A 17616-nucleotide genomic window follows, 5' to 3' on the forward strand; every position below is an offset into this window, starting at 1 on the left:
TCCGGCGAAGCGCCGTCAATGCAGTTCCCGCAACAGGGCGCGCTCGCGCTCGGTCAGTTGCCTGAGCGCTTCCGGCGAGAGGCGCCGGCCATGCGCCACCACCTGCACCCGACTGCCCGCCTCCTCGACGGAGGCGGCGCGAAGGCGTTCTTCTGCACCTTGTCTTGATGCCGACGGCTCGCCGAACCCGAGCACCTCCACGCTGATGACCGACGGTCGCGACTGCTGCGTCTGGCGCTTGACCATGTCCTGCGCCGCCTGTACCGCGCTGCTGGCCGCCGCGCTGGCCGAGGTCAGCGCGGCCACGTTCACCGGCGCCTCCACCGGAATGCCGGTCGCCTCGCCGTCGGTCACCTGGATATTGTCGGCCCCTACCACGCGCAGCGCGGCGATGTTGAGATCGCCGACCACGCGGATCCCGGCATCGCCCGCATTCACCTCGCCGCGGAAGGCGAGCAGGTCCATGCGGCTCGGCGGACGGTCCTCGTCGCGCCCGTCGAGCGCATCGAGCACGCCGATGCCTGCGCCGGTCTGGAGACCGAACACGTCGACAGACATGAACCCGTCATTGCTCAGGGCATAGGTGAGCGGTGCCTGCCGCACCGAAGTCTTGGCGCCCGCGCCGGCGGTGATGTCGCCGTTCGACGTCCACATCAAGACATCGCCGCCCTGGAGCGTGAACACGCGCGAGGTGAACAGATCGATATTGTCGTTGGTCATGATCCGGACGTCGCCGCCGCGGCGCGTGACGATGCCGCTGGTGTTCGGATCGAAGCTCGCATTGGTGTAGAGCGAGCCCACGTCAAGGCCACCATAGGGCGCGAGAATGGTGATGTCGCCGCCTTCGCGCGTTTCGATCGGCTGGTTGTTGAGGATGATGTTTCCGCCACGCTCGATCGTCTCGGGATCAGCGGTGAACAGCCGCGCTACCGCGTCATAGCCGCGCGTCGACTGCTGGAAGCGCGGGCTCTCCGGATCGTTGTAGTCGAGGCCCGTGATCTTCAGCTCCTCGAAAAACACGCGCTGGAGGAACGCCCGTCGGCTGTGCGGCGAAAGCGTCATGAAGGTTGCGAGCAACGCTTCCTCGGGAATCTCCGCATATCCCAGCTCGGTCAGATACTCGGCGAGCTCGGCTTCATAGGTGTGGACGACGTTGCCCTCGTTGCTCGGATGCGACAGCGGGAGCTCCGGATCGGCACGATTGGCCGGATCGAGATAGATGCCGGCGAATCCTTCCCAGTCGATGCCGATCGCGGCGCCCGCCAGGACGGTGATGTCCGCGCCCCGCCCCTGCGGCAGTGCAAGGTTGCGCTGGGCCGAATTGGCGGCACCGCTGGAGATCGGGTCGACGGTGAATCCGCTCGCCTTGAGGATGTCCCGTCCCGCCTCCAGGAAAAGCGTGCCTTCACCGGTCACGCCGATGATCGGCGACACCAGGTCCCGTCCGGCCGCGATGAACGAGATCGTGCCGGGGCGGTTGTGCTGGATGTCCGCCCGCAGGCGGATATCCTGCCCGGCCCACATCCGGAGAGGCTTCGGCAGACTGAGCTGCGACATCGACTGGCACAGGAGCTGCGCCGCAGGGGCGCTGCAGATCGAGCCTTCGAGCGCATAGACCCGTGCCGAACCGGGATCGTCGCCGTGCAGCAGGTCGAACCCCCGGAGCCAGTTGTTGGCGGCCGATGGCTGGCCCGCATTGGGGTTCGTATTGGCGAAGAACCCGACGGCGTCGATCGAGAAGGGACGCAGCGCGCCACGGCGATACTCGGGCGCGGTGTCCTGCATGACGAGCCCGTTCGTGCCGCCCGGCATGCGGATATCGCCCTGCGCCAGGAACTCGATCGTGCCCTCGGGCGCGGGAGCGAGCGTGAACGGCGCAGCGAAGCGGGGTTCCAGATAGAGACTCGACTGGAGCGAGGTGAATCGGAGCGTGCCCGGGAGTTCGCCGAAGATGTTGTTCTCGCGCGGTCGCGGGTCGCTGCCGGTCGGCGTATACATCATCACCTCCCATGCCCCCTGCCCGCGGGTGAGGTCGGTCGAAGCCCAGGGGTTGTGACGATAGGTGACCGTGCCCGAAGCCGACGTCGCATTGAGCGCGGCGCGCGCGCCATAGCCGTAGAAGGCCGATCCCTTGCCCTGGCCTGTGCAGGCGGTGAAGTTCTCGCAGATCTGCCCCTGCCGCATCGGGTCGTAGGCCGCCTCGATGTCGACCGTTCCCACCGCCGTCACGGTCACCTCGGCGTCCATCAGGCCGAACAGCGCACCGACCTGCCGGTTCACCCAGCCCGTCCCGTTCAAATTGCTGTTGAGGTTGTTGCGCTGCAGCGCGAGTTGGTCGGAGGGGATCACGTCTCCGCCGGCGTGGACTTCGCCCCGCCCGCGTCCCAGCATGAACACGCCACCGAGCAGGTCGCGGCCGGTGTTGAGCGCGAGGTCGCCGCCGCCGCGCACATGGAGCGCCGCCTCGCTCGCGACCTGGCCGACCGACGTGCTCATGTGCCCGGTCGTCGGCAGCGCGATCGCCAAGTGGCGGGCGTCGCGGCCGGCGTCGATCCTGACGTCGCCGCCGCCGAGTGCGCCGATCCCCTGCTCGAAGTTCTTGAAGACGATCGACCAGCTCGTCTGCTGCATGACGGCCGACTCCCGCGGATCCCCCGTCCAGTCGGTGTGACCGTAGCGGAACAGCCAGGCCGAATGGCTCTGCTGCGTCATCGGCGCGAGGATGTCGCGGCCGGCGTCGATGACGATGTCGCCGCCGAGCGTCGGGAACTCGCCCAGGAGCGGGCCATGGGTCGAGGCCGGATCGAACCCGGCCTCGGTCGTGGTCCGGCGGCCGGCGGTGTAGACGACGGCGTCGTTCGCCTCCAGCGTCAGGTCCTGCCCCGCATCCACGCGGATGTCGCCCGTGCCGGTGCGGACCATCGCGCCCTCCGCCAGCGTGATGCCGCCACCGCTTTCGAAGGCATAGCTCGCCGAACGGGCGTCGAGCAGCGCCGCGTCGCGACTGGCGCTGGAGAAACCGTCGCTGATCGCCGCATCGATGGTGAGGTCGCCTGCCGCGCTCAGGTCGAGATGCCCCGCCCCCAGACGGCCAGCCAGATCGATGTCGCCCGAGACGGTGAGGTCGCCCGTGCTGTGGACGTTGATGCCGGCACCGGTCCGCCAGCCGGCGCGTGCGGACGCGCCCGCGAGCCAGCTCGACGCCTCGCCGACCAAGGCGGAGGCAAGCGCCGCATCGACCCGGGTCGCTTCGTGGTCCGCCATGCCCACCAGCGTCTTCTCGCGGGCGCCGCGGAACTCGCCGTCGAGGCGACCGACGGCGATCCCCGAGCCCTGACGGTCGGCGCGCACCGTGATCCGGCCGCCGCCCTCGCGGCCGCCGGAGACGTCGATCAGCGCACCTCCGGCGACATCGACCCGGCCGCCATGGGCAACCAGTTCGACCGAACCGCTCGACGGCGTGAAAGCGCCATCGCCGACGGCGGCCGCCGCAGCTTCGATCCGCGCGGTGTCCTCCAGCGCCACGCCGTTGCCGCCGATCAGCCGCACCTCGCCGCCCGAAGGCGCCCCGGTCGCGCCGCCGGCGGCGATGGTGCCCGCAATGCGTACTTCGCCGCTGTCGGAGCGCAGCGTCACCTCGTGCGCCTCGATCCGCTCGCCGGCGGCGAGCAGGATGGACTGGTCGCGCAGCCGGATCTCGCGCGAGGAATCGAATCCGCCGCCGTTGAGCCGCGCGTTCAGCGCCGCGAAGTCGCTGACGCTGCCGCTGTCGAGGTCGACGCCACCGCCCCCGAAGCCCTCGCCGGCATCGCCGCGCAGCGTCCCCAGTATCGAGGAGACGCCCCCGACCGCCATCACCAGCTGACCGGCACCACCGCCCCGGTCCGAGCCCGAAACGTCGATCGTCGCACCGTCGGCCATGTCGAGATCGCCGCCGGCCGCGAGCCGCACGATGCCCCCAGACGCGAACTGGACAACGTCGCGGAAGTCGACCGCCACGCCCCCTAGGTCGAGGTCCGCCTGCTCGCCGAGCGCGAGATCGCCCGACGCCCTGACCTCGAACACTCCGGCCGGCAGCGCGACATTGGTGTCGATGTGCACGTCGCGGCCCTCGAGCGCCAGCCGACCGCCGAAATCCTCTCCCGCCTCGGCAAGGGACCTCGCATGGATAAAGGCGAGATCGCCCGAGGCACGCACGCCATAGTCGGCGCCGCCGCCGGCAGTCACGCGACCGGTCGCCAGCGACAAATCACCCGCCAGGTCGAGACCGCCGGCGCCTTGGGCTTCGACCACACCGGCATTGCCGCTCAGCCGGGCATAGCCCGCGACGTCCACCTCGCCCGGCCCGAGGATCAGCGTGTCGACATCGAGCGCGAGCGCGCCGGGACCCGCCTCGGGTGCGGCCTCGCGCGCGCCGCCGCTGTTGCGCAGGGTGAGCGATCCCGCCGTGATCCGCGCGGTCTCCCCGCCTTGCGCGCGGCCCTGGAACAGCGCGGTATCGAACGTGATCGCGCCCAGGCTCGCCGTTCCCGATCCGCCACGGCCGCCAAGATCGAGCGCGCCGAACAGATGGATGGATTCGTGGCCGCGGATCAGCAGATCCGACGCCGCACCGAGCCGCTCGATCATGCCGAGCGACAGGTTGGTGCCCTCCTCGCCTTCGGGCACCTCGCCAAGATTGACGCGCACCGTCGCGAGGTCGAGCTGATCCGCCTCGACGATGGCGCTCTCGGCCAGATCGAGCGTGCGCACGCTGTCGAAGGTCAGCGATCCCGATGCGGAGAGTTGCGCGCCATTGCCGATCAGCAGGTCGCCGCTGGCGCCGCTGCCGCCGGTGCGCACGATCCCCACGCGATCGCCGCTCGACAGGCGCAGCAGCGCGCCGTCGCCGGTCAGCTGCAGGTCGTTCGGGTCCTGCGCCGTCCCGTCCCCGGCGATGAGGACCCCGCCCTCCTCGACCAGGACCCGACCCCGCGCCGCGAGGATCAGCTCCTGGCCCGAAAGCGGCGAGGACGCGTCATTGGCGACGATCACATGATCGGCATTGACCGCGACGTGGGTTCCTTCGCTGCCCGTGCTCCGGACACCACCGATCAACACGCTCGCCGCGCCGAAATCGCTGAGTGCCTGCGCGTCCAGGGCGACGAATCCTTCGGGCGCCGCCGCGCCGGCGCTGACGACGGCGAGGTTCTGCGCGGAAACGTCGAGATTGCCGAGCAGGCCGTCCTCGCCGGCACCGAACCGGCCCTGGCCCTCGAGCAGCAGCGTCTCGGTCGCACCCAGGATCACCGAGCCGGCATCGAAGGGCGTGCGCGTGGCGATGCCGACGGTCCCGCCCAGCGCCTTCGCATATTCGTTGAACGAATGATCGGTCAGCAGGCTGTACTTGCCGAACACCTCCCGGTCCATCAGCGCGAAGCTCGAGTAGCCCGCCTCGCGGATCGGCGTACCGCCCACCGCACGATAGCCGCTCGCGATCACCGCGCCGTCCGCGCGGGTCATCGCCGCCAGCGGAGCGGCCATCGGAGCAGCATCGCCGCGATGGACTGGCTCGATCAGCATCCCGCCAGCAAGCGCCGCGTAGAACGCCGGCAACAGCGTGTAATAGCCGGCCTCGAGGCCGGGTGCCGCCTCGAGCCACACGACATCGCCCACCGACAGGCGTGGGTCATCGAGCGCAGTCCCGTCGCCGCGCGGATTGTTCGGATTGCTGGTCGCGCCACCCGGATTGAGCGGCGCGGGCTGCGAGCCGAGGCCCGGCAGGATGGCGAAGCGCTCGACCGACGGGTCATGGGCGAGCATGTTGGTCGACCCGCCATTGCCCGCGCCAAAGGCGAGACCGAGCAGGTCGCCGCCGCCCGACACGTCGATGACCGCGCCCTCCTCGACCGAAACGTCGGGCCCGTCGAGCCGCACCGCCTTGACCGGAGCCTGGCCGGGCTGTAGGTAGCCCGCGAACCCGCCATTGGTGTCGACGTATCCGAACGGCACCACGCGTCCGTCGAGCGAGGCCGACGTCAGGCTGCCGGGCAGAAGCGTCACCGACTCGCTGCCTTCCAGCCGGATCTGGCCCTGAGGCGCGCGCAGCACGCCGCCCTGGACGATCTCCGGCGCCCGGACGGTCAGCCGCTCGCCGAACGACAGCGGCGTCGGAGCCGGCGCTCCGTTGCTGCGGAACTCGATCCGCTCGGCCGCTTCAAGGAGAAAGCCGGGAAGCTCCTGCGAGCGCTCCATATTGTTATTGGTGCCGCCGTCCTGGCTCTGGACGCGGGACGTGACATAGATTTGCGAGGCATCAAAGATCAGTTCTCCCCCGGAAGCGAAGCCGGCCGGTGGCGAAAGAGCGAGACGCTGATCATGAACCCCCGAAGTGAGACGGATATCGCCCGTCGAAATGAACTGAGCCGATGCAAACCCACCGGCTGCGATCGAGTCGTCGGGGCCGCAGACCGTAGCCGGGCAGCCAAGCGCGGCGCGTACGCCGATGTCGATGAGGTCTGCCCGGACGATCAACGCGCCCGCGCCCGCCGATTCGCTCGACAGGCTCTGGTTGGCTCCAAACAGGCCATAGCCTGACGGACCGATGCGGAAATAGCCTGTATCCAATTCGACCGTGTGGTCCTCTCCGCTGGTCCGGCTGACGATGGGTGAATCCAGCACGATCGACCGACGGGTCCGCAGGGAGACGTCGCCATCGAACAGCAGCTTGGCGTCGTCGCCGCCATTGCCGGAACGCAGGGTCAGCTGATCCGCGCCCGAAGCGTTCAGGCGGTCGGCAAAGACCGTGACACCGGCCGGTTCCGACACGCTCGACATGTCCGGTCCCGCGCCCGCCGCGACGATCAAGGGATCGGCTCCAATGGCCTGGATCGTCAGATCGCCGCCATGCCCGGTTTCGCCGCCGGGCGCCAGGCGAAGGTCGCCCTCGACGAGGCCGCGCCGCGCCATGATCGAGAGCGCGCCCGCCGCGCCGTCCACGGTGACGGCTTCATAACGGCCGTCGCCGACAAGACCCGTGCCGGCCGCCGACAGGAAATCCGCTTCGGCGCGCACGCCCGACACGTCGAGGACCGCGTCGGCGGCGATGCGAATCCGTTCGAGCCCCTCCCATGCATTGATGCCGGTCGATCCCAGCTCGATTCGCCCGCCGGACTCGACCTGCCGGCGGCCAAGGAAGCCATCGGGCGCAAGCCGCGCATGGCCGGGCGCGAGAAGCTTCGCGCTTTCGCCGATCAGCAATTCCCGGAGTGCGTTGCGTCCGCCGCTCGCTGCCGTCTGCGCACCGATCAGGCCGCCCGGCGCGTCGATCGTGCCGTCGATCGCGACGTCGCCCGCATAGGCGTTGAGGAGAACCGTCGAGCCGGGATCCATCCGGATTTCCGCCCCCGCCTCGACGGCCAGATCCCCCGGGTTGCGCGCGCCGTTGATCGAATCGTGCGTCGTCAGCCCTTCGCCCAGGATGCGCGACGTGACGAAGTTGTCGCGATCCAGGTCCATCGCGGCGGTGGACAGACTCAGCGCCATCGGGCCACGGAGCTGTTCGGACAACACCTCCAACCGCGCCTCTTCGGCCAGCCGGCTGCCTGTCGCGATGCCCCGCCCCATCCCGTCCGGCACGATCGTGTCGGTCGATGGCGCGACGATGGTGCCCGAAGTCACCGTAACGCCACGCGCGCCGCTGATCGCGAAACCGGAGAAGCCGCCACGGGTGAAGAAATCCGGAGCGAAATGCCGCGGAACCAGCACGTCGACGGCGTAGTCGAGCCTCGTGCCCCGGGGAACCACGGAGCCTTGCGGCAGTATCAGGTCGTCGGAGAGCACCGTACCCGCGAACTTGACGATGTCGGTCGCTGCATTGAGAGGGATGCCGTCCGGGAAGGCATCGGCAGGCGCGACGAAGCCCGCCGGCAGCGCGCCGTTGCTCGAGCCGGTCCCGAACGAATGCAGCTGCGTGCCGGCCGGTACCAGCCCGCCGGCGGTGATCGTCTGGCCGGTGGTCGTGCGCACGGTGACGCCGGTGGGCAGGACCCAGTCGGCCTCGACCGTGATCGGCGCGGAAAGCGACGCGCGCGGCGTCGCGCCGATCGCCACGCTGTCGCCTGGCGACAGGTGCGCCGCCGACAGCACCGCGTCGAACGGCAATGCCTCGCCCGCCAGGAAGGAAAGCTCCTGCGCGAGATAGAGGTCCTTCGGCGCGCGGACGCCGGCTTCGAGCGCGCCGTCCGGCAACACCGCCTCGTCGCCGATCACCACGTCGTCGACCGTGTCGATCGTCAATGAGCCGCCCCGGCCGAGTGCATAGCCGGTGAGTTCGCCGTCCAGGATCAGCGCGCCGTTGCCGGGGGCCTCGGTGGGGAACGGGTCGGCGTTGTAGTAGCGCGCGCTGTTGTCGATCAGGATCGACCCGCCATTGCCCCGCGTCAGTTCGGTCCCGGCCGCGTTCAGATGACCACCGCCGTCCACCGAGACGCGCGATCCTTCGCCAAGTTCGATGTTGTAGCCGACCAGCTCGACCGAGCCGCCGTCGATCACGGGGGCGAGGCCGGACGGCCCGCCGAGAAAATCGTTCACCCAGCGTCCCGAAACATCGATCACGCCCGTCTCGCCAAGGTCGACCCTGGACCGGTCGGCCTCGGGGAGATCGGCCCATGCGTTCGTCGGGCTGGACGTATCCTGTGTCGGCGCCTGGACGGTCTCCAGGCGGACGGTGCCGCCAGTCGCCCGGATTGTGCCGTCGATATTCGCCTGGGTGCCCAGGAAACTCAGAGAGCCGTAATCGCCGAGGTCCATTGTCACGCCCTCGGAGAGCGTGAGGATGCCGGCAGGACTGTAGGAAGTGGGCGCGTAGACATACTGCCCAAGATCGTCATCGTAATGGCGCGTTTCGGCTTCGGCCGTATAGCCGCTGCGGATGGTCACGTCGGTGAAGGTCCCGCCGTCGAACCATTCGGCCGGCAGGACATGCTGATAGGCGTTCGCGGCATCGAGCGCGGTGTCCGCCGCGAAGTCCCCGGGCAGCAGCTCGACTTGCCCGATCGTCACATTGCCGCCGACGTTCGTCGGATCGCGACGGGTGAACGCGTCGGTCCGCCCGCCCATCACCAGCGTCCCGCCCTGCGGCCGCTCGCGCCAGATCCGCTCGACATCGCCGATGGTCGCGCCCGTCGACGCCTCGCGCTGATAGTCGCCGACCGTGACGTCGGCCCGCACCTCGCCCTCGAAGATGCGGAAGGCGTCCTTGGCCGGACTGCCGGTTTCGGACGAGTTGATGCGCTTCGATTCCATGATCAGGCCGCCCGCCGACCGGCCCTCGTGATAGGCCTGCTCGTAGCGGCTCACCGGGCCCATGATGGGCGAAGCAAACGTTTCGCTCACTCCCCAGCGGGCGTGGTTGACGATGAAATCGCCTTCGATACCGATGTAGACCTTGTTGGGATCGGCCAGCTCGATGGGTACGCGCAGGCCGTCGACGCCTATCAGGCGGCTGGAGCGAACATGGCCTGCATCGTGGAACACGCTGCCGCCCGACAGATCGATGACCGACCCCTCGCGGGCGACGATCTCCATGCCGTTCATGGTGAGCGTGCCGCCCACGGTCATCATCTCGCCGACGTCGCGCTCGATCAGGTCGTAATAGCCTGTGAGATCCGCGATCGCCGTGCCGCGGCGCGGATCGAACCACACGCGACGGCCGCGCAATTGGCCGTCGCGGAGCAACGGATTGTCGCGCAACTCGTTGGCGCGCAACTCCGCCTGGATCGAGTTCTGCGCCTTGGTCGCGACGTGCAGGCCGGCGATATCGATCGTCACGCCTTCACCGATGTAGACGCGGCTGTCGTCGGGGGTGTTGCCGTTGTTTCCGCCGCGCGGTTCCGCGTCGATGAGCAGGTCGGCGCCCGGCGCGTAGAGACCGGCACGATCTTCGAAGATGATCCGGTTGCCGGCCATGTCGATCCTCGAGCTGCGGAAGCTGCCCGTGCCGATGACCGGCTCGTCGCTTTCATCGGGCAGGATCTGGATCGTGCTGCCCTCGCCGAGGATCAGGTCGCCGAAGGCCTGGTTGGGGACCGGGCGCGCCTGGTTGAAATACCCGCCATGCGCCGCCTGGAGCAGGATCGAGCCGTTGGCTGTCGCGCCGGTGGTCGCTTGGAGCAGGCCATCCTGAAGCACCGATGCGCCGGTCAAGGTGATGTTGCCGCGCCGGGCCGAGATGATCCCCCCGTCATTCTCGGCGCGCCCGCCGCCGCTCACGCCGACGGTGTAGCCGCGCAGGTCGGGATCGGTCACCGTTCCCGTTCCCGGCTCGAAATTCCGGTTGAGAACGATGCCGCGCCCGGCAGCGAGCAGCGCCTGGCCATCCGGCGTCTCGATCGTGCCGCGGTTGATGACATTGTGGCCGAACAGGGCGATCTGGCCGTGGTCTCCAGATGCAAGGCGCGCGCCGGCCTCGACGACCACGCCATCGTATTCGTCCCAATCTTCGTTCTCCGTGCCCCTGAAATCCTCCCCGAACGCGACCGGCGGGGCGCGGTTGTCGGTCATGCTGAGGATGCCGTTCACGAACTTCTGATTGCGGCGCATGATGACGTCCGCGGTGACAGGCGTGTCGCTCATGACGCCCGGAACGGCGAAGTCCAGAGTGGATGCGATCAGCGAGTGGACGTTGACCTGGCTGGTGCCGCCGAAAATGATGCCGTTGCGGTTGATGACGTACACCGAGCCATCCGCCTGGATCCGCCCCTGGACCTCGCTCGGCCGCGCATGCGGATCGTTCACCCGGTTGAGCGCCACCCACTCGGCGTTGCCCTTCTGATCGAACACCAGTTCGGTGTTGCGGCCGACATTGAAGCTCTCCCAGGTGAGAATCGCCTTGGACTGCGTCTGGTCGATGGTGACCGTCGTCTGTCCGTCCGCGCGCTCGACCTGGCCGGGCGCATGGGCGCCCAGCCAAAGATTGTCGTCTCCCAGGCGCGGGTCGTCGGCGTTGAAGGCACCGGGATCGACGATCGCATCGCCCGCCATCTGCAGACCGCCGGCGCCGAGGCCATCGGGAATGCCGGATGGGTTGGCGGCCGCGGCGTTGCGCGCGCCGACCTGCAGCGCCTGTTGCAGGGCGATCGCCTGGGCGGCGACGCTCAGGCGCTCCATGGACTGCTGCGTCTGCGTGTGCGCGCTCCCGGCCGGCTGCCTGGGCAGGCCGCCGGCCGGCTGTCCATTGGGCATGCGCCCGGTCGCTGCGGCATTGCCCTGGATCGTGCCCTTGTTGGCGAACCACGCCGGGCTGAAGGCCTGCTGCGCATGCGCCTGGGCCACGAAACCGCCGGTGGCCAGCACCAATGCGATGGCCTGGGCCACAGGGGTCTTTGCGATCGCCCGTGGTGCCTTGCGCGTACTGCCGTTGAGCGCAGCTATGCTCATCTTTCTGTCCTGATCTGGAGGAGTCGTAGGCCGTTCGCGGGTTTCACTGACGAAACCGCATGAACCAGCCGGGGCGGCGCTCCAGGTCCCGTGGCCTGCTGCAGCCCCGCCTCCCTATAGACAAGGCGCCGCGCCGATATCCTCCAACCAATTTTGGTCGCGCTTGTCACCGCGCGTGCAAGGCGGTGCGGCGCGCCTCGTGACGGGACGTCGTCGCGTCCGTCATCGTCGTGTCACTTCGACGTGCGTGCGCGCCAGGGAATCTCCGAACGACCTGTCCCGAGTGTGCCTACGACAGCACCACGACGCCCGCGGGCAACGTACGGGCGCGAAGGTCGAACGTACGCTGGAGTTGCAGCAGCACCTCGTCGAGGATGGCGACGCGGAACCGGCCGCTGACCCGGCGCTTACGCTTGGACGGCGCCATCAGCACGATCCGCCCCTGTCGATAGCGGTTGATCTCGTCGATGACCCGCTCCAGCGGAACGTTCCTGAACACGATTTCGCCCCGGCGCCATGCCGTCGCGTCGTCGGGATCCACGGATGCCGTCGCGCCGAACGCATGCGCGTCGTAGACCAGTTGCTGACGATCGTGCAGTTCCCGCTCGCCGGCCGGATGCTCGATGCGCAGCCGGCCCTCGATGCAGGTGACGCAGACCGTATCGTCGAGGTGGCGCACCTGGAACCGCCCCGTTTCGGCGATCGCCCGGCCGGCGCCGGCGACGACGGCGAACGGCAAGCCCGTGCCGCCGAGATCGACGGCGGCCTCCCCCTTGATCAAATCGATACCGGAGAAGGCAGCACCCACGGCATGGCGCCGGATGCTGCTCTGCGTATTGAGGGCGACGCTGATCGCCTCGGGCAGATGGAGCGTGCGCATTTCGCCGATGCCGGTGCGTTCGTCCGCGCGCCATTCGGCCGGCGTGGGCCACAGCCCCATCGGCGGATGCAGAACCACCATTCCCGCCATCGCGGCCGTCCCCAGCGCCGCGCCGAGAAATGCGCGCCGCCCCATCCGCGGTTCGCCCATCAGCCGGTGATGGCGGCGGGCGATCGCCTCGTCGGCCTGCAGCAGCCTGCCCAGCGCCGGCTTCGTCGCATGCCATTGGCGCTTGGCTTCGTCGAAGGCGGCCGCATGCTCCGGATCGCGCAACTGCCAGCGCCTGAATGCGCGCAGGTCGGCCTGCCTGACGTCGCCGGCGGCCAACAGGCCGAGCCAGACATGCGCCTCCTCACGGATGCCCTCGCGCCGGGTGGCGTCATCGCTACTGGAATGGTGGGATGTCATCGGCTTCATCATGCAGAGGGCATGTCGGTACCCGTCCGCATCCAGTCGGGCACACAGACGCTTGGTGCCTCACAGATCAAGACACCCGGCACGCCGCAGAACCTCCAAATTATTCGTCGTGCCTGCCCATCCGGGCGGCACAGTGATCGATGGCCCGCTTGACCTCGTGTTCGACGGTGCTCAGCGAGACCCCCAGCCGCCTGGCGACTTCCTTCTGCGGCAGTCCCTCCCAGCGCACCAGCAACAGGATATCGCGGCGGCGGCGCGGCATGCGCCGCAGGATCCGGAGCAGTTCGTCCAGCTCGGCGCCGTCCATGGCCGACTGCTCGGGACCCGGCGCGGAATCGGCGACATCGAGCACGGCGTCGATCTCGTGGCCCGGAACCCGGTGGCTCCTGCTGCGCAGTGCGTTGATGGCATTGTTGACCGCCGCGCGCAGCAGGAAGGCCCGGGGGTTCAATACCGGACCGCGGTCTTCCAGCCTGCGGATGCGCAACCAGGTGTCGTGCAGCGCCTCGTCGGCCAGTTCCGGACTGCGCAGCGTGCGCGCCAGCCGACGCTTGAGCTCATCGTAGTTCCGCGTCAGGTAGTCCAGCAGGCCGAGTCGGACGCCTTCGCTCACGGCCGCTCCCGGGGCGATCGGCAGGCCGGCTCGCCCGGCTGCCCAGGTCGGATCAGCACCGCCAGCGGCTGCGGCATGCCCGGCGGCGGCAGGTCCGTCCGCAGCCGGCCGACGACCTCCGTGATCGCTTCGTCGCGTTCCGCATTCCCGGTCGAATCGAGCAGGCGCACGTCGCGCACGCGCCCCGTCGCATCGACCGCCAGCCGCATCAGTGCCCTGTAATCGTCGCCGGCGGTACGCGCGTCCGCGCAGATGGCCTCCCAGATACCCTGACGCAATCCGTCGCCGAAGTCGTTCATGCCGGCCTGCAGACGTGCGGCGGCGGCGAGCGATTCTTCGTCCGCCAGCTTCAACACCAGCGCAGTGACCTGGCCTGTGCGCGCCTCCTCGACCGTCAACCCGGTGCCTTCGAGCAGGTACCGAAGCGCATCCAGCGAGGCATACCGGCCATGGACCGGCGAGGCGGTGCGTCCGGCCACCAGATCGCTGTTGTACAGCACGGAACGGCCGGTGACGGTTGCGAATCGGTCCAAAGCGGAATCCAGGGGCTGCATGGGCAGGTCGAATTCATACAGGCGAGGGGGCCGCTCTCGGGACGCGGATCCATCCTGCGCGTGCAACGGCGCTACCGCCGTCCACAACACCACGGCAGCAACGATTCCGCGTACCCATGGAACGCCCCCTGTTCCCATCGGATCCGGTCGTGGTCCGGGCCCGGTGCCGCGCATCCCTCGCAGCCGCCTGCCCGTGGGCACGGCGGTACGCATTGAGGATTCATTCGGCACGGGGACCGGCAGCACTTCAGAACAGGGGCGTCATCATGACGATGCCGTGTGACATGTTTGTTTCGCCCACATCCCTGCCGGCCTCCGCTCCTGCCATCGGCCCGGCCAAGATTTGGTTCTTCTCCCGATTTCGGGACCGATGCCCGTGATCCTCCGGTGGCGGCCGGCATGGTTGCCCTCGTAGGAGCGCGCCATGCGCGCGATACCGACGCCGTACGACGATGCGGTTCCGGCTTCGCGGCTGCCGAAGCTGTGCGGAACGGGCCGACGATGTCGGCATCGCGCGCATGGCGCGCTCCTACGAGAGGTGATGACCTGGATCCGGAGCGCATCGCCTTTCAGGCAGACAATGCGCGTCTCCCTGGATTGGGAGAAGAACCAGAAATCAGGGGCCGGACACGTTCGTCCGAGAACCGGCCCCCGATCAGGAAGCACGCGTTGTCGTTGTCGATCGCATTCCGAATGGAGAATCCGCAAGCCGGATCGCCATTCGGCAGCTGGACGGATCCGCGCGTTCCCGGCGTCATCAGCCGGGAACGCGCCGCGACGCGCGCGCCTTCAACCTTCGCAGAAGCAGGTGGAGCTGGCGATCGTCGACCCGCCCGCCGGCGCGCCGACGACCACGGTGCAATCGGCCTGCTCGGCCACCGCTTCCTGCGACTGGAACTGCTGCGGTTCGGCCAGGCAGGCACGGGCCTGGTGCAGGCCTCCTCCACTCCTGGCGCTGGCTTCGCAACTGCTGAGCACCGCCTCGGCACTGTTCGTGGCGACGGCGTAGTTCTCGCTCGCGATCACCCCGGCCCGGTCGCTCGCATAGCCGTAGCCGAACACCTCGACCTTCCTGGCGTTGCTGTCGCAGCGGTAGGTGGTGGTGCAGCTGCGGAAATCGCCGGCCTCGGCCGTGCCGAAAGCCTTGCCCGTGACCGTGACGGCACCGGGATAGTGCACGATCGAGCCGCAATTCGGATCCTCGCTCTGCTGCGCGTGTGCCACGCTTCCCGTCATGGAAATGGCGCCGATCGCCAGCGCCATCAGCGCCGCGGCGGTTCCAGTCATCGTTACCTTGTTCGTCGTATGCATGGTTGTCCCCTTGTTCGGCTAGAGCGATCCCGGAGCTGCGGGAATCCCCCTCGCAAGCTCCCGTGGAAGGAGGGCCAGAAAACCGGCGCCTCCTTCCGATATCGGATCGCGATGGCTTAGAGAATGCAGCTGTTGATGGTGTTCTGGACCGAGGTCCGGTACGCCGCGCTGCCGTCGAGATAGGCGAACCCCGCAGGCGGGACCGGACGACCCGGTGCAGGAGCCGTAGACAGGAAGTAGCCAAGCAAATTACGCAGCGCCGTAGTATTGGCGCCGTTGCCGTTGCGATAGCCGGCCAGATAGGTGTAGGCCAGGATCGGGTAGGTCACGCCGGCGGGGATGGTGCTGGGGTTGACCAGGCGCAGGCAGTTCGCGTTCGGCAGACCCGTCACCGGCACAGGCGTGTTGCTGGCGTTGAGCACTTGACCTGTCAGCGGTGCCGGAATGCTGATCGACGTCGGCAGGGCCGCCGGGCTGCTGCCATTGACCGTCGGGAACTCCGCGCCTTGCGCGTCCACTTCCGGATAGTCGGCATAGCCGATCGCATTCGCGGTGCTGATGGCGCCGGTGACGACATTCGGATTCCCGCTCGCTGCCGTGGAAGCGGCATAGAGCGGAGCTGCCGAACCGGCCGCCGGCACGCCCGCGGCGAAGCTCTGGTTCGGCGTGAAATAGCCGGGCGGAATTCCGAAGTTGCCGTTGCAGGCCGAGGCCAGATAGCTGGTGAACGCGAAGCTGGTGCCGCTGGTGTCGGAGCGGTAGACCACGTGGATCGGCGCACTGGAGCCCGAACCCGGGATCGACGACCAGTTGGTGATCCGGGCCGAGAAGATCTGGCAGACCTGGGCCGTGGTCAGGTTCGGGAAGTTCAGCCCCTCGTGGCGCGGCAATGCGATCGCGCCGGCCAGCGTCGGAATCTGCCACAGGCCCCGTGCGGCGCGCGGACCGCCGGTGAAGCCGTTCACATCGCCCTGGTTGATCGGCGAATCGGTGCCGATGTAGTTGGGCGCGGCCGTGGTGCCGCTGAAGCCTGCCGGTGTCGGTGCCGGGGGAGGTGCGTAGTTATTGCATTCGCCGCGGGCATCGGTCACCGAGCCGACGCCGAGCAAGACCGTCTTGCCGGTGCCGCTGCCGGTCTGGCAATAGGAAATGCGATTGCCGGTGCCGGCGGCGAACCGGGCGAACACCGTGTTCGGCGGCGTCAACCCGGCGATCGGCGTGGTGGCCACGGGATTGACGGTGTTGCGCGACAGCCGCGCGCGTGGATTGGTGAGCAGGAAGTCGTCGCCGACGTAGGACTGCACGGGGAAGGTGGCGCCGCCGCCGTACAGGTCGGCAGCGTTGGCGGACCCGGCGGCCGCCATTGCAGTGGCGGCAACGATGGCGAGCGGATGGAGACGCAAGAACGATGTACGGCGCATAACGAATACTCCTTTGCAGGGATCACCATGGCGTGGACAGGAACAACCGCTTCCTGGAATCGTTCGCGGTTGCTACCCCGCCCGAACCCTTCGGGCGGTATGTCGCAGCCTGCGCGCGCAATGTTCCCGCATGAGGAACGTGCGGCGTCCATCCGGTGACCGCGCTGTCATGGGTTCAATACGCCGCTTAACCTGTGCCACCCGTCACGAAAACTTTGTAAGTATCTCCGGGCAAAGCCTGTCTCTTGATCACATCTTGCCTACCGACGGTGAACGCCTGTGGAGCGTTTTCTCGATGATGAGAGAAAGCATTTCAGGCACGGATCAACGCGTATAAACACGGATCAAACCGTGAAGCAAAGTGCTTCATCCGCGTCGGACCGCATCTAAAGAAGCATTTCCGATCACGACCGGAGCCAGCCTCGCAGCTGGCAGCCAGAATTATGATCAAGAGATAGGGCAAAGCCGGGGGCTCTAGAACGGTTTCGGTGCAAGTATTGACAGATCCCTTCTCCCGCTTGCGGGAGAAGGTGCCCGAAGAGCCTGCCCCCGAGCGCTTTAGTCGGGGGGCGGATGAGGGCGCTTTTGATCAACTCGCCAAAAGCGCCCTCACCCCAACCCTCTCCCGCAAGCGGGAGAAGGAGGCATTCTCCGGCATGCTGCTTGCGAGCGATTGGCTCGCGCACGCCTGAACGCCGTTGCGCCTGCACAAGGGCCGAGGCGCAGCGCGAAGTGGCCGAAGAGCCTGCCCCGGACTTGATCCGGGGAGCGGATAGGGAGGCCCCAAAGGTGCCGAAAAGCGCCCTCATCCGGCACTTCGCGCCACCTTCTCCCGCGAGCGGGAGAAGGGGCGGTACCGAAATCAAGATGTGATAAAGAGACAGGGCAGAGCCGGAGCTTGTTTCGAAGAAATCAGGAGGGCCGGCAGGGGCGTGGACGCGCGTCTCTTTGATCTTGGGCGTTTCTTCTTCGCTCGGACGCCAAGAGAAGGGGGGCGGAAAT

The 17616-nt window shown here is 68.1% G+C and carries 7 protein-coding genes; 1 reads left to right on the forward strand and 6 read right to left on the reverse strand.

Annotation, left to right across the window (positions count from 1 at the left end; all coding sequences use genetic code 11):
• Positions 1-15: 15 nt before the first annotated feature.
• From U3649_RS14665 to U3649_RS14690, 6 genes are all read right to left on the reverse strand, one after another.
• A complete protein-coding gene (locus U3649_RS14665; RefSeq protein ID WP_407352051.1) occupies positions 16-11418 on the reverse strand; it encodes a filamentous haemagglutinin family protein in 11403 nt (3800 codons plus the stop codon).
• Between the two features lie 289 nt (positions 11419-11707).
• Positions 11708-12718, reverse strand: coding sequence for a FecR family protein (locus U3649_RS14670; protein WP_407352052.1), 1011 nt, complete (start codon positions 12716-12718; stop codon positions 11708-11710).
• A gap of 97 nt (positions 12719-12815) precedes the next feature.
• A complete protein-coding gene (locus U3649_RS14675; RefSeq protein WP_407352053.1) occupies positions 12816-13328 on the reverse strand; it encodes an RNA polymerase sigma factor in 513 nt (170 codons plus the stop codon).
• Complete coding sequence (locus U3649_RS14680) at positions 13325-13882, reverse strand: TonB family protein (protein ID WP_407352054.1); 558 nt, start codon at positions 13880-13882, stop codon at positions 13325-13327. Before U3649_RS14680 ends, U3649_RS14675 begins: the two co-directional genes overlap by 4 nt.
• 789 nt (positions 13883-14671) lie before the next feature.
• A complete protein-coding gene (locus tag U3649_RS14685; RefSeq protein ID WP_407352055.1) occupies positions 14672-15193 on the reverse strand; it encodes a hypothetical protein in 522 nt (173 codons plus the stop codon).
• 116 nt (positions 15194-15309) lie between these two features.
• The gene (locus U3649_RS14690) at positions 15310-16614 is read right to left on the reverse strand and encodes a PstS family phosphate ABC transporter substrate-binding protein (RefSeq protein ID WP_407352056.1); all 1305 of its coding nucleotides are present in this window, start codon (positions 16612-16614) and stop codon (positions 15310-15312) included.
• 488 nt (positions 16615-17102) lie between these two features.
• On the opposite strand from U3649_RS14690, the gene U3649_RS14695 reads away from it, so the two are divergent.
• Positions 17103-17306 carry a hypothetical protein gene (locus U3649_RS14695; RefSeq protein ID WP_407352057.1) on the forward strand — a complete coding sequence of 68 codons (204 nt, stop codon included), beginning with the start codon at positions 17103-17105 and terminating at the stop codon, positions 17304-17306.
• The last annotated feature ends 310 nt before the right edge of the window (positions 17307-17616 follow it).

The sequence above is a fragment of the Luteimonas sp. R10 genome, from assembly GCF_045689605.1.
Classification (GTDB): domain Bacteria; phylum Pseudomonadota; class Gammaproteobacteria; order Xanthomonadales; family Xanthomonadaceae; genus Luteimonas.

Bases quoted from the DNA above. Each gene is read 5' to 3' on its own strand.
- U3649_RS14685 (WP_407352055.1), bottom strand. From the start codon at position 15,193: ATGCATACGACGAACAAGGTAACGATGACTGGAACCGCCGCGGCGCTG.
- U3649_RS14680 (WP_407352054.1), bottom strand. From the start codon at position 13,882: ATGCAGCCCCTGGATTCCGCTTTGGACCGATTCGCAACCGTCACCGGC.
- U3649_RS14665 (WP_407352051.1), bottom strand. From the start codon at position 11,418: ATGAGCATAGCTGCGCTCAACGGCAGTACGCGCAAGGCACCACGGGCG.
- U3649_RS14670 (WP_407352052.1), bottom strand. From the start codon at position 12,718: ATGATGAAGCCGATGACATCCCACCATTCCAGTAGCGATGACGCCACC.
- U3649_RS14690 (WP_407352056.1), bottom strand. From the start codon at position 16,614: ATGCGCCGTACATCGTTCTTGCGTCTCCATCCGCTCGCCATCGTTGCC.